General features: G+C 70.6%; 13 protein-coding genes and 2 pseudogenes. 10 read left to right on the top strand and 5 right to left on the bottom strand.

Going from position 1 to position 13343, the window contains the following annotated elements:
- Positions 1 to 156: 156 nt before the first annotated feature.
- The 5 genes from LP418_RS12830 to LP418_RS12805 form a co-directional block, all read right to left on the bottom strand.
- Positions 157 to 1545, bottom strand: a complete 1389-nt coding sequence (locus tag LP418_RS12830; RefSeq protein WP_336275982.1) for an anthranilate synthase family protein — start codon at positions 1543 to 1545, stop codon at positions 157 to 159.
- The gene (locus LP418_RS12825; RefSeq protein WP_257956556.1) at positions 1488 to 2060 is read right to left on the bottom strand and encodes a hypothetical protein; all 573 of its coding nucleotides are present in this window, start codon (positions 2058 to 2060) and stop codon (positions 1488 to 1490) included. Before LP418_RS12825 ends, LP418_RS12830 begins: the two co-directional genes overlap by 58 nt.
- A 362-nt stretch (positions 2061 to 2422) precedes the next feature.
- Positions 2423 to 2785 (bottom strand): hypothetical protein, encoded by a 363-nt coding sequence (locus LP418_RS12820; protein WP_257957328.1) that lies wholly within the window; start codon positions 2783 to 2785, stop codon positions 2423 to 2425.
- 1808 nt (positions 2786 to 4593) lie between these two features.
- Complete coding sequence (locus tag LP418_RS12810) at positions 4594 to 4989, bottom strand: hypothetical protein (protein ID WP_257956555.1); 396 nt, start codon at positions 4987 to 4989, stop codon at positions 4594 to 4596.
- Positions 4949 to 5425, bottom strand: coding sequence for an enoyl-CoA hydratase-related protein (locus LP418_RS12805; RefSeq protein ID WP_257956554.1), 477 nt, complete (start codon positions 5423 to 5425; stop codon positions 4949 to 4951). The genes LP418_RS12810 and LP418_RS12805 overlap by 41 nt, the downstream gene beginning before the upstream one ends.
- 650 nt (positions 5426 to 6075) lie before the next feature.
- On the opposite strand from LP418_RS12805, the pseudogene LP418_RS12800 reads away from it, so the two are divergent.
- The 10 genes and pseudogenes from LP418_RS12800 to LP418_RS12755 all read left to right on the top strand — a co-directional run.
- Positions 6076 to 6390: pseudogene (locus LP418_RS12800) on the top strand (molybdopterin-dependent oxidoreductase); the annotation flags it as partial.
- Positions 6391 to 6469: 79 nt separating this feature from the next.
- Positions 6470 to 6988, top strand: coding sequence for a molybdopterin-dependent oxidoreductase (locus LP418_RS12795; RefSeq protein ID WP_257956553.1), 519 nt, complete (start codon positions 6470 to 6472; stop codon positions 6986 to 6988).
- Between the two features lie 297 nt (positions 6989 to 7285).
- Positions 7286 to 7759 (top strand): fasciclin domain-containing protein, encoded by a 474-nt coding sequence (locus LP418_RS12790; protein WP_257956552.1) that lies wholly within the window; start codon positions 7286 to 7288, stop codon positions 7757 to 7759.
- A gap of 39 nt (positions 7760 to 7798) precedes the next feature.
- Entirely contained in the window at positions 7799 to 8410 is a 612-nt protein-coding gene (gene sigK / locus LP418_RS12785; protein ID WP_257956551.1) for an ECF RNA polymerase sigma factor SigK, read from the top strand.
- Positions 8407 to 8817 carry a hypothetical protein gene (locus tag LP418_RS12780; RefSeq protein WP_257956550.1) on the top strand — a complete coding sequence of 137 codons (411 nt, stop codon included), beginning with the start codon at positions 8407 to 8409 and terminating at the stop codon, positions 8815 to 8817. Before sigK ends, LP418_RS12780 begins: the two co-directional genes overlap by 4 nt.
- A complete protein-coding gene (locus tag LP418_RS12775) occupies positions 8814 to 9104 on the top strand; it encodes an anti-sigma factor (RefSeq protein ID WP_257956549.1) in 291 nt (96 codons plus the stop codon). Before LP418_RS12780 ends, LP418_RS12775 begins: the two co-directional genes overlap by 4 nt.
- Positions 9101 to 10150: an NAD(P)/FAD-dependent oxidoreductase gene (locus LP418_RS12770; RefSeq protein ID WP_257956548.1), complete on the top strand. Its 1050-nt coding sequence runs from the start codon at positions 9101 to 9103 to the stop codon at positions 10148 to 10150. The genes LP418_RS12775 and LP418_RS12770 overlap by 4 nt, the downstream gene beginning before the upstream one ends.
- A gap of 89 nt (positions 10151 to 10239) precedes the next feature.
- The gene (locus LP418_RS12765) at positions 10240 to 11514 is read left to right on the top strand and encodes a DUF1365 domain-containing protein (RefSeq protein ID WP_257956547.1); all 1275 of its coding nucleotides are present in this window, start codon (positions 10240 to 10242) and stop codon (positions 11512 to 11514) included.
- Positions 11397 to 12530, top strand: a complete 1134-nt coding sequence (locus LP418_RS12760; RefSeq protein ID WP_257956546.1) for an SAM-dependent methyltransferase — start codon at positions 11397 to 11399, stop codon at positions 12528 to 12530. The genes LP418_RS12765 and LP418_RS12760 overlap by 118 nt, the downstream gene beginning before the upstream one ends.
- Positions 12527 to 13312, top strand: a pseudogene (locus tag LP418_RS12755) (class I SAM-dependent methyltransferase); the annotation flags it as partial. The gene LP418_RS12760 and the pseudogene LP418_RS12755, both read left to right, overlap by 4 nt.
- Positions 13313 to 13343: the final 31 nt, after the last annotated feature.

Genomic DNA, 13343 nt, shown 5'->3' with positions numbered 1-13343 from the left:
CATGCGGTCACCGCGAGCAGGCAGGCGGCAGCAACCGATCGTCGTACGAACTGCAAGGACTCCCCCGTCCAGAGATGTGGCGTCACCATGGTGACGCACGGGCTGCTGTTTCCGTTGCCCGACGCACCCTAACCCAAAGTCGAGTGTTTTGGTTGACTATTCCCCGACGAGGTCGCTGACGAGGTCGTGGATCAGGTCGTAGCCGTGCTCGGTCAGGATCGACTCGGCGTGGAACTGGATGCCGCGATAGTGCGGACCGGCCACCGAGTGCACGTCACCGGTCGCCTCGTCGCGCTCGACAGCGACCCCCTCGGGCAGGGTCGCCGGGTCGGTGACGCGACCGACGAAGGTGTTGTAGAAGCCGACGCGCTCGGTGCGCCCGCGATAGGGGATCGGCGACTGCGTGCCCCGGAAGACGATGTCCTTGAAGGCCAGCGGGATGCCGAGGCACTGGCACAGGGTCTGGTGGCCCGGGCACACCGCGAGGAACGGCTGGTCACTGGCCAGCAGGTCATCGACGGCCGTCCGGAAGGACGCGATCTTGGGGTGCTCGCCGTCCGCGGGGTCGCCCGGCCCGGGGCCGACGATGACCGAGTCGGCGCCGTCGAAGGCACCGGGGCCGTAGTCCTCGTGGCGGACCACGGTCGAGCTCATGCCGAAGACGCCGAGCACGTGACGCAGCATGTTCACGAAGTCGTCCTCTCCGTGCAGGATGACCGCGCTCTTGCCCTTCAGCGTCGGGTCCGGCGGCGCGCCCCCCCGGTCGGTCAGCCAGAAACGGCTCAGCCGCTGGTTGCGCGAGCCGAGCGCGAGCAGCACGTCCTCGTCGCGCGCCAGCGCGGCGATCGCGTCGCTGTCGGTGGTCGCGCGCGGCACCGGGCCGAAGGCGCTGAGGATGCCGCCCGCCTTCGCGTGCGTCTCCGCCACTTCGTAGGCCGCATCGCTGTCGCGCACCAGCGTGGCACCGGCCGTCACCTTGAGGTGTCCGTCGGGCGCGACGTCCGCGGTGCGGATCAGGATCGGGCTGTCCATCGTCGGGTTGCCCTGCTTGTCACGGCCGAACAGCGCGAGCGCCGACCCGTAGTAGCCGCGCCCCTCGGTCTCGTAGTTGCTGATCAGCCGGCAGGCGTTCTCGACCGGGGCGCCGGTGACCGTGGCGGCGTACATCGTGTCGCGCAGGATCTCGCGCGGATCGCGGTCGCTGCGGCCGGCAAGGAGGTATTCGGTGTGCACGAGGTGCGTCATCGGCTTGAGGAACGGCCCGAGCACCTGACCACCCTCGTGGCAGACGTCGCACATCATCTTGAGCTCTTCGTCGACGACCATGAAGAGCTCGAACATCTCCTTCTCGTCGGCGAGGAAGTCGAGGAGTCGCTCCTTCAGCTCCTCCTCGTCGCCGCCCTTGCCCACGCGGAACGTCCCGGAGATCGGGTTCATCCGCACGTCGCCGCCCTTCACCGACACGTGCCGCTCGGGCGATGCCCCGATCAGGAACCGGTCGCCGGTGAAGAAGATGAAGGTCCAGTAGGCCCCGCGCTCGTGCACGAGCAGGCGCTTGAAGACGGTGAGTGCGCGCTCGACGTCCCAGTCGGCGATGACCGCGCGGTAGTGCCGGCCGATGACGAGGTTGGCGCCCTCGCCCCCGGCCGATCTCGTCCTTGATGATCCGGTCGACGATGACCGCGTAGTCGTCGTCGTCGACGCCGAAGCCGCCGCGGTCGGCGAACTCGATGGGTACGTCGGGGAGTGCCGCGATCAGGTCGTCGACCGCGACCTCGTGTTCCTCGGTGATGTCGACGACCACGAGCGGGGTGCCGTCGTCGATCACGTCGAAGCCACGCTCGGCGATCTGGCGGAACGGCACCGCGACGAGTCGGTCGGCGCTGCGTCCCGGCTCCGGGATGCCGTCCTCGAGCGGGATGTCGAGGATCGAGTCGACCTCGCTGCGGGTGCCGCCGACGATGCCGGCGGTGGCCGCTGCCTTGCGCCGGATCACCGCCCACGCCTGCTGCCCCCGGACCTGCTCCGGGGAGGGTGCGGACGTCAGCGGCGGCAGTCATGGCCGAAACCCTAGTTGTCGCGCCGCCCGGCCCTTTGCCACATCTCAGCGCCGGCCCGGCTCGCGCCCGCTGCCGGGGTGGCGGCACATCGTGGTTCCGTTCGCCGTACGGCGCAATGTGCCGCCACCGCCGCGGCACCGTGCAGATCTCGGCGCTGAGGCTCCGCTCAACTGAGGCAGTTCGCCAGCCATGTGACCAGCCGCACGCTCACGGCGTACGGCGAAGCGCCCAACTACCTCCGTTGGTGGCTCGACACTGACGTCTGCGGGCGCCCCTGCCGGGGTCCGCGGTAGTCCAGTGGCAGTTGGTCGTCACGGTGCTGATCCAGCAGCCATCTGCCACTGGACTACCGCAAGGAAGCCTCAGCTGACGGTCGTCAGCAGCTGCGTGGCGCGGGTGAGCACGACGTAGAGCGTCGCGCGACCGGTGGCCGACTCGTCCTCGATCTCCCGGGGGCGTACGACCACGATGGCGTCGAACTCCGGGCCCTTGGTGTCGAGGCCGGTCAGCACGACGACGCGGTCCTCGCCGCTCGGGGTGACCGAGGAGTCGATGGCCGCGCGAGCACCGGCGGCGTCGGACGCGAGCTCGGGCCACGAGGCCAGCCAGCCGTTGACCTCGGAGCGGCGTGCGACCGGGACGACGATGCCGACGGTGCCGGAGACCCGGCCGGCCACGGCGAGGACCTCCTCGCGGACGGTCGCCTCAAGGTCGGACGCGGTCACTTCGCGTGGCGGGGTGCCGGTGCGGCGTACGGCGTCGGGCAGGTCTGCGCCGAGCCCGACCCGCTGCGCGTAGGCGGCTGCGAACTCGTAGATCTCGGCCGAGTTGCGGTAGTTGGTCGACAGGTGGAACTCGTGGGTCTGCTTGCCCTCGAGCGCCTCGGCCCGCGCCGCAGCGGACTCGGCCGGGATGGGCCACGACGACTGCGCCGGGTCGCCGACGATGGTCCAGCTCGCGGTGCGGCCGCGTCGCCCGACCATGCGCCACTGCATCGGCGTGAGGTCCTGCGCCTCGTCGATCAGGACGTGCGCATAGCCGTCGTCCTCGATCCGGTGGGTCGGCGGCGCCCATGCACGACCGGAGGGGGCGTACTCCCGATCGGCGGCCGTCGTCAGCTCCTGCAGGTCGACCCCGCCCTCGAGCGCGGTCAGGGTGTCGTCGCGGTCGTGGTCGGCATCGGTGCCCGGTGGGGACGTCGCCGAGTGCGTAGCGCAGCTCGTCGATCAGCGGCACGTCCTCGACGGAGTGGCCGCTGCCGTCCCACGACTTGGTGAGCAGGCGCTGCTCCTCGGGCGTGAGGATCCCGTCGGAGACGCGGTGCAGGAACTCCGGGTCATGCAGCCACGACAGGACCGTCGGCGCGTCGAGCGGCGGCCACCGAGCGGTCGCGAAGTCGACGAAGCGCTGGTCGGAGAGCAGCTCGGAGTTGAAGTATTCACGGCCCTGCTCGCGACCGCGCTCGCCGCGGACCCGGCGCCACAGCGCGTCGAGCAGCGCGTTGGCCACGCGCGGCAGCTGCCGGTTGCGGCGTCCCCGGGACATCAGCTGTCGGCGTACGCGCCCCAACGTCGCCCGATCGAGCTTGAGCCGGTCGTCGCGCCAGAAGTAGTCGAAGTCGCCGCTGCTGCCGGGGACCTGCTGGCGGGCGGTACGCCGCAACACCTCCGCCATCCGGTCCGAACCCTTGATGTCGGCGACCGCGGGCTCGTCGTGGCGCGTCGCACGCAGGCCGTCGACGACCTCGCCGAGGCTGCGCAGCGCGACCGCGGTCTCGCCGAGGCTCGGGAGCACGCGCTCGATGTAGCGCATGAAGACGCCGCTGGGGCCGACGACGAGCACGCCGCCGGACTCGTATCGGCGGCGGTCGGAGTAGAGCAGGAACGCCGCGCGGTGCAGCGCGACCACGGTCTTGCCGGTGCCGGGGCCGCCGGAGATCGACACGACGCCCTTGCCGGGCGCGCGGATCGCCTTGTCCTGCTCGGCCCGGATGGTGGCGACGATGGAGTGCATGGAGCGGTCGCGGGCGCGGCCCAGCTGTGCCATCAACGCACCCTCGCCGATGATCGGCAGGTCGGTCTCGGCATCGGTGTCGAGCAGCTCGTCCTCGACTCCGATGACAGTACGGCGATCGGCGGACAGCACCCGGCGGCGGATCACGCCCTGCGGCTCGGCGGCCGTGGCCCGGTAGAACACGCTCGCCGCGGGGGCGCGCCAGTCGATGAGGAGCGTGTCGCGATCGGCGTCGCGCAGGCCGATCCGGCCGATGTAGCGCGGCTCCTTGTCGATCTCCTCGGTCAGGTCGAGGCGGCCGAAGACGAGACCCTCGTGCGCCGCGTCGAGCTGGGCGATCCGCTTGGCCGCCCGGAAGACCATCGCGTCGCGCTCGACGAGGCCGCCCTCGTGCTCGAGCTTGCCGCGCTCGTGACCCTCCTTGGCGAGCTGGGCCGCACTGAGCGCGCTGGCCTCCAGCTGGAGGTAGACGCGATCGACATAGGCCTGTTCAACCGCGATCTCGCGCTCCACGAGCTGATCACTCACTCGGGCATCCCCCATGTCTCGGTCGTCCACCGTCAGGAAAGCGGCAGAAGATCAAGACTACCGACCCACAGTGACGCGGGCCTACTTCTTGCGACTGAGGAACGCCGTCATCGCTTCGCGCGTCGTCGGAGGCGAAGAGCCCGGCGGAGAGCGCGGCCATCTCGGCCCCGCGGGCGTCGATCCGCCCGATCAGATCGGCGTTGAGGATCCGCTTCGACTCGCGCAGTCCCCGGGGAGCACCCGTCGCCGGGGACGCGCACACGGCCGCGACCCGCTCGTCGATCGAGTCGTCGGGCACGGCCATCGTCACCAGTCCGTACGCCGCAGCGTCGGCGCCGGAGAACACCTCACCGCCGAGCGTCGTGAGAGCGGCGGCGCGCGGGTTCATCCGGTGGTGCACGGTCAGGCTGATGATCGCCGCGGCCAGGGCCGAGCTTCACCTCGGTCAGCGCGAACGTCGCCGACTCGTTGGCCACCACGATGTCCGCCGCGGCGACGATCCCGATGCCGCCGGCCCGCACTGCGCCGTACGCCCTGACCACGACCGGCTTGTCCATCGACACGATGAGTCGCTGCAGCTCGACGATGCGCCGGGCGCCCTCCTCCATGCCGTCGGCCGTGGCCTCGGACAGGTCGGCGCCGGAGCAGAAGACCCTGCCGGCGGAGGCGATCAGCACGACCTTCACGGAGTCGTCGGCAGCGGCGGTGGTCAGGTGCGCGAACAGCTCGGTGACGAGCTGCCTCGACAACGCGTTGCGGTTGTGCGGCGAATCGAGGGTGATGGTCGCGACGGCATCAGCGACTGAGTAGTGGACAAGCTCCATGCCGCCATCCTGCACCAATCCGCGCACGGCCCTGCGACGAACCCTCGGCGTGCTGACACGACTGCTCCACGCCCTGTTCGGCGTCCTCGCCACCCTCGCCGGTGTCGCGGCCGCTCACCTCGTGGCGGCCCTGACCGTTCCTGCGGCCTCGCCCGTCCTCGCGGTCGGCTCGACGGTGATCGACCTGACCCCCACTCCCGTCAAGGAGTGGGCGATCAAGAACTTCGGCACCGCCGACAAGCCGATCCTGATCGGTTCGGTGATGCTCGGCGTGCTCGTGCTCGCCGGCATCGCCGGCATCATCGCGGCCCGCCGGATCACGGTCGGCCTGCTGATGATCGTCGGACTCGCCGGCCCGGCCGGCGTGCTGGCGCTGATCCGCCCGACCGCCGGGCCACTCGACCTGCTGCCCAGCGCGGTCGCCGCACTCGTCGGTGTCGTCGCCCTGTGGTGGCTGCACCGGCTCGAGGAGGCCGGGTCGGACGCGGGCACGACGGGACCGACCCGTCGCGGCGTCCCGGGTCGCGGCCGGCGGCATCGCAGTCGCCGCTGCCGCGTTCGGCGGCGCCGGACGGTTCATTGCGGCGTACAGGCTCAAGGGCACCGACATCGAGCTCCCGACCGCGACCGACCTCGCCAAGCCGCTGCCGATGGGCCCGGAGGAGAAGGTCGGGGGGATCTCTCCGTTCCGTACGCCGACGGGCGACTTCTACCGGGTCGACACCCGCCTCTCGCTGCCCATCGTGGACGCCGAGTCCCGGTCACTGACCATCGACGGCGACGTCGACAAGGAGGTCACGCTGACGCTGGCGGACCTCTACGAGCTCGAGGTGATCGAGCGCGACATCACCCTGACCTGCGTGTCCAACGACGTCGGCGGTCCCTACATCGGCGCCGCCCGCTGGCTCGGGGTCCGCCTCACCGATGTCCCGGCGCTGGCCGGCATCGACAACACCACGGCCGACCAGATCCTCTCGACCGACGTCGACGGCATGACCATCTCCACCCCGCTCGGCGTCGCCACCGACGGACGGACGCGACGCGATGATCGCCTTCGGCATGAACGGCGGACCGCTGCCACGCGAGCACGGCTTCCCGGTGCGCATGGTGGTGCCCGGCCTCTACGGCTTCGTCAGCGCCTGCAAGTGGATCTCCCGGATGACGCTGACGACCTACGACGCCGAGCAGGCCTACTGGACCGAACGCGACTGGGCCACCGACGCCCCGATCAAGATCTCCAGCCGCGTCGACACGCCCAAGCCGCTGTCCGACAGCCCCGTCGGACGCACCTTCATCGGCGGCGTGGCGTGGGCCCGGGGCGTCGGCATCGACAAGGTCGAGGTGCGCATCGACGGCGGTCCGTGGCAGCAGGCCACGCTCGGCCCGGACGCCAACAACGACTACTGGCGCCAGTGGTACCTCGAGTGGGACGCCGACGCGGGCCAGCACTTCGTGGCCTGCCGCGCCACCAACAAGGACGGCGAGGTGCAGACCGCCGCCCGGATGTCGCCCTTCCCCGAGGGCTCCAGCGGCATCCGGGAGATCGCCGTCAACGTCGGCTGAATCTTTTTCCCGCAGTTCCAATCCGCCTCGACCGAGGCACCGAACACCCACCGGAAAGACACTCCCGGGGCCACCGGCTCCGGAGCCCCTCACGAAAGGCAGTTCCCATGAACCGCATTGCCCGCAAGACCGGCCTCGCCACGATGGCGCTGACCCTCTCCCTCGGCATGGCTGCCTGTGGCGGCGACGAAGAGCCCACCAGCACCGACACCGCCTCTGAGACCACGTCGGAGACTCCTTCGGAGGAGCCTACTGAGGAGGAGCCCGCAGCGTCGGGCGCCGCCGACGGCACCTTCGGTGAGGGGCTGCGCCGCCATCCCGACCGACCCGTCCGACCCGGGCTCCTTCGAGGGCATGGCCACCGAGCCGGTCGCCACCGCCGCCTCGGGCAACCCGCTCCTCAAGACCCCGGTCGCCGCCGTCACCGAGGCCGGCCTCGTCGACACCCTCAACTCGGCCGAGGGCATCACCGTCTTCGCCCCGACCGACGACGCCTTCGCCAAGATCCCGAAGAAGACCCTCGACGCCGTGCTGGCCGACAAGGCGACGCTGACCGCGATCCTGACGCACCACGTCGTCGGCGAGACCCTGACGCCCGACAACCCGGCCGGCAAGTTCGACACCTTGAACAAGGACAAGCTCGTCGTCAAGGGTTCGGGCGAGGCCTTCACCGCCGACAAGGAGGAGAAGGCCAACATCATCTGCGGCAACATCCAGACGGCCAACGCGACGGTGTACGTGATCGACACCGTCATGATGCCCCAGATGTAATAGTCAGACATCGAGACAACGGCCTGAGGATCAACAACCGTGGATCACCTGAAGTCCGTACCTGACGGGGTGCCCTCATCGGAGGGCACCCCGTCGGGGGACGCATCAGCTCGACTCGGCTCACTCATGCAGCGGTCCAGCCGCGGCGACGAGGCTGCCTTCGCCGAGCTGTACGACGCAACGTCGGCCCGCGCCTACGGGCTCGCACTCCGGGTGGTCCGCAACCCCGCCCACGCCGAAGAAGTGGTCCGAGAGGCCTACCTCGACGCGTGGCGCACCAGCAGTCGCTTCGATCCCGCTCGGGGGAGCGCAATCGGCTGGCTCCTGACGATCGTGCACCGCAAGGCAGTCGACCGGGTCCGCTCGGCCGAGGCCTCCTCGGCTCGCGACGCGACATACCACCGAGAGAGCCGTCCCGTGGAACACGATTCGACGCTCGAGGCGGCGCACGCCTCTCTCGAGGCCCAGCGAGTCCGCACCGCGGTCTCGGGCCTCACCTCGGTCCAGCGAGAAGCAGTGGAGCTCGCGTTCTTCGGGGGATACACACATACACAAGTAGCAACGATGCTCGACGTTCCTGTCGGCACCGCCAAGACCCGCATCCGGGATGGACTCATCCGGCTGCGCGACGCGATGGGAGTTGGGTCATGAGCGACATCCACAAGCTCACCGGCGCCTACGCCGTCGATGCGGTCGACGACATCGAGCGCGCCGCCTTCGAACGACACGGCCGAGTGCGAGGACTGCCGCGACGAGCTCGCCAGCCTGCGCGAGACCACCGCGATGCTGGCCGAGTCGGTCGCGGTGACGCCGCCGCCCTCGCTGCGCGCATCGGTGCTCTCCGGCATCTCCCGGGTCCGCCCGCTGCCCCCGGTCGTCACGCCGTCGAGGCGTGTTGCGTGGTTTCCACTTCTGGTCGCCGCCGCCATTGTCGCCGTTCTCGGTGTTGCCGCTTCCGTCTGGCAGCCGTGGGCGCCGTCCGACAACCCCTCGCTGACCGCCGCCGAGCAGGTGCTCCGAGCACCCGATGCGCAGTCGGTCAGCGTCGACCTCGGTGAGGCCGGCAAGGCGACCGTCACCCGCTCGGAAGTCGCTGCACAAGGCCGTCATCACCACCGAGGACATGGCCGCCGCGCCGAGCGGGCAGGTCTACCAGCTCTGGCTGCAGCAGCGGGGCGACATGGTCTCGGCCGGCCTGATGGCAGGCGGAGGAGACGAGGAGATCGTGCTCGAGGGCGATGCCGCGACCGCCAGCGCCGTGGGCGTGACGGTCGAGCCTGACGGCGGCTCGGAGGAGCCCAACCTTCCACCCGTCGCACTCTTCGACTTCTCCGAAGCGACATGACCACCGCGCCCCGTCACATCGGAGTCATTGGCTCCGGTGTCGCTGGCCTGACCGCTGCGTACGTCGCCTCGCGCACCGCGCACGTCACGCTGTTCGAGGCCGACGATCGCCTCGGCGGCCACGCCGACACGCACGTGGTCCCCTCGCCGGCAGGCTCGTCGGACCCCGACCTGCGCATCGACACCGGCTTCATCGTGCACAACCGACGGACCTATCCCACGTTGTTGCGCCTCTTCGCCGAGCTCGGGATCGCCACCCAGCCCTCGGAGATGTCGCTGTCGGTGTCCGACCGGGGCACCGGGGTCGAGTTCGCCGGCGCTCTCGGGGCCCGTGGACTGTTCCCGACCCGCTCGGCGCTGCGGTCGCTCGACCACTGGCGGATGCTGGCCTCGATCCCGCGCTTCCACCGGCAGGCACGTCGACTCCTGGCCGCAACGTCATCCGTCGATGGACCCACTGGTGCATCGACGTATGACGGCACCGCGGACCAGACCCTGCGGTCCTTCCTCGACGAGGGCGGCTTCTCGGAGCACTTCGTCCGCCACTTCATGGAGCCGCTCGTCGCCGCCGTGTGGTCGTGCGACCCGGAGACGTCGCTCGACTACCCCGCGCGCTACCTCTTCACCTTCCTCGAGCACCACGGCATGCTCGGCGTCTTCGGCTCGCCCGAGTGGCGCACGGTCACCGGCGGTTCGGGGACGTACGTCGACGCGGTCGCCACCCACCTGCAGTCGGTCCGCACCGGCACCAAGATCACCTCGGTGCGCGAGCTCGACGACCGGGTCGAGGTGACCGACGGCAACGGCCGGGTCCACAGCTTTGACGCGATCGTGATCGCCACGCACCCCTTCGCAGGCGCTGACCATGCTCGAGTCGCCGACGGTCGCCCAGACCGAGGTCCTCGGCTCGCTGCCCTACTCCGCCAACACCGCGCTCCTGCACACCGACACCTCGCTGCTGCCGGCGGCGCCGAACGCCCGGTCGAGCTGGAACTTCCAGCGTCCCGCCACCCCCGACCGGCCGGGTCACCGTCACCTACGACCTGACGCGACTGCAGCGGCTGCCGACGAAGACCCGCTACCTCGTCACTCTCGGCGGCGAGCACCTCGTCGACCCGTCGACGGTGATCGAGCGGATGGAGTACGAGCACCCGCTCTACACACCCTCGTCCGTGGCCGCCCAAGGAAGACTGCCGGAGATCGACAGTGACCGGGTCACCTTCGCCGGTGCCTACCACGGCTGGGGCTTCCACGAGGACGGCGCGCGCCCGGCCTCGCTGCCGCGACCCGGCTCGGGCTCACGTGGCCAGCTCCTTCCGGCGTCACGACTCCGCCGATCGAGCCCGGCCTCTTCCGGACCACGATCAGCCACACCCGGCGCACCCCCTTCAAGCGGACCTTCGAGCACAAGTCGCACCTGTGGCTGGTCGATCTCGACGACCTGCCCGACCGCGGCCTGCTGGCCCGCTTCGAGGGCGCGCGACCACCTCGGGTCGCCCTCCACGACGATCCGCGGCAACGTCGAGGCGTTCCTCGCCCAGCACGACGTCGACCCGGCGGGCGGCCGGATCCTGATGGCCGCCAACCCGCGTTCGTTGGGCTACTGCTTCAACCCGATCTCCGTCTTCTGGTGCTTCGACGCCAGTGGCGCGCAGGTCGCAGCCGTCGTCGAGGTGCACAACACGTACGGCGACCGCCACGCCTACCTCGTCCACCCTGACGAGCAAGGTCGGGCCGGGACCGCCAAGGCGATGTACGTCTCGCCGTTCCACGGTGTCGACGGGCACTACGAGCTGGCGATCCCCCGTCCGACCGACCGGCTCGACATCGCCGTCACCCTGCACACCGCCGACGGGCAGCCCTTCAGCGCCGGCGTCACCGGCGAGCGGGTCACCACCTCCGGCAAGCGCGCGGGCTTCGGGGCGGGCTGGCGCAGCGCCGGCGCCGCCCTGCGCGGCAGCGCCCTGATCCGGGTCCACGGCATCTGGCTGTGGGCTCGACGACTCCCGGTCCGCCCCCGACCGACCCACCACCCGGGGAAGGTGTTCGATGACGAGCCCGGCCAACAACCCAGTCCACAGCACCACCCCGGACACCACGACGGACATCGCGGCGCCCGGCGATCCCCGGATGCCCGGCCTCGAGCCCGTGTCCAAGGGTCCGCGCACCACCGTCTCGGCCGCGATCGCGCGCCGACTGTTCTGCCGCTGCGATCCGCCGCCTGGACGTGCTGGTCGAGGAGGCCCCCAACAGCCGGGGCATCGGTCGCACCTTCGGTCGCGGTGGCCCGCGCATGGTCATCCACCGCCCGGAGGAGTTCTACGCCCGCATCGGGCGCGACGGGCTCATCGGCTTCGGCGAGGCCTACCTCACCGGCGCCCGGGACACCGACGACCCGGCCGGCTTCCTGACCGTGCCCGCGGCCCGGATCGCGACGCTGATCCCCGAGTCGTTGCAACGAGCGCGAGCCGTCGTCACCCACCGCACCCCGCACCACCATCGGAGCACGGAGGCCAACAGCCGGGCCAACATCGCGCATCACTACGACTTGTCGAACGAGCTCTTCGCGCTCTTCCTCGACGAGACATTGAGTTATTCGTCTGCCCTGTTCACCACCGCCTTCGTCGCCGGCCCCGACGGGCCTGATCACCTGGTCGCGACTGAACCAGAAGCCACCGACAACGGATCCGACTTCGCCGAGGCCCGGGCGCGCAAGATCGAGCGCCTGCTCGACGAGGCCGGTGTCACCGAGGGCAGCCGGGTCCCGGAGATCGGCACCGGCTGGGGTGAGCTCGCGATCCGGGCCGCCCGTCGCGGCGCCCACGTCCACTCGATCACCCTGTCGGTCGAGCAGCTCGAGCTCGCCGAGCAGCGCGTCGCCGACGCCGGCTTCGCCGATCACGTCACGATCGAGCTGTTGGACTACCGCGCGCTGTCGGCGCCGGAGTTCGCGGCGGCGTACGACGCGATCGTCAGCGTGGAGATGATCGAGGCGGTGGGCCACGAGTTCTGGGGCACCTACTTCCGGACCATCGACCATGCACTCGCGCCCGGCGGCCGGGTCGCGATCCGGGCCATCACGATGCCGCACGACCGGATGCTCGCCACCCGCGGCACCCAGACGTGGATCAACAAGTACGTCTTCCCCGGTGGCTTCCTGCCCAGCGTCCGGGTGATCGACGAGATCACCGCGCAGCAGACGTCACTGCGGCGCACCGGGATCCTCGAGCTCGGCAGCCACTACGCCGAGACCCTGCGCCGGTGGGACGAGCGCTTCCTCGCGCAACGCGACGCCGTCATCGCCCTCGGCTTCGACGACGCATTCATGCGGATGTGGCACTTCTACCTCGAATACTCCCGCGCCGGATTCGCCAGCGGCTACATCAACGTCCAGCAGATCACCCTCGTGAAGGAGGACGTCCGATGACGACCACGACCGAGCGTCCGACGGTCACCGCCACGGGCATCGCGCACAGGCTCGCCGAGGCCGCCCGCCCGTTCATCGGTGGTGACCTGCCGGTGCGGCTCCGGGTCTGGGACGGCTCGATCGCCGGCCCCGAGGACGCCCCGCTCGTCGTGCTCCGCTCCCCCGACGCCCTGCGCAGGCTGCTGTGGCACCCGGGCGAGCTCGGCGCCGCCCGGGCCTATGTCACCGGCGACCTCGACGTACCCGAGCAGGACGGCTGGACCCTCGACTCGGCACTGACCCACGCCTTCGCCGTGGGCCGGGAGCGTGGCCTCGAGGGCGTACGCCGATCGCCGAGCACCTTCGTCAACGCGCTGCGCACCGCGGCCGGTCTCGGCGTGCTCGGCCTGCCGCCGAAGCTCCCCGCCAGCCGGGGGCGCGTCAAGGGCCGGCTGCACAGCGCGATCCGGGACCGGCGCGCGATCAGCCACCACTACGACCTGAGCAACGAGTTCTACTCCCTCATCCTCGACCCCGCGATGGCCTACAGCTGCGGCTACCACGAGACCCCGGGCGCCACCCTCGAGCAGGCGCAGCGCGCCAAGCTCGACCTCGTCTGCCGCAAGCTCGGCCTCGAGCCGGGGATGCGGATGCTCGACGTCGGCTGCGGCTGGGGCTCGCTGTCGCTGCACGCGGCGGAGCACTTCGGCGCCCACGTCACCGGCGTGACGATCGCGGCCGAGCAGAAGAAGTTCATCGACGCCCGGATCGCCGAGCGCGGTCTCGGCGACCGGGTCGAGATCCGGCTGCAGGACTACCGCGACGTCCCGGAGC

The sequence above is a fragment of the Nocardioides sp. B-3 genome (assembly GCF_024703895.1).
Classification (GTDB): domain Bacteria; phylum Actinomycetota; class Actinomycetes; order Propionibacteriales; family Nocardioidaceae; genus Nocardioides.
This window is presented reverse-complemented; position numbering and strand designations above follow the sequence as displayed.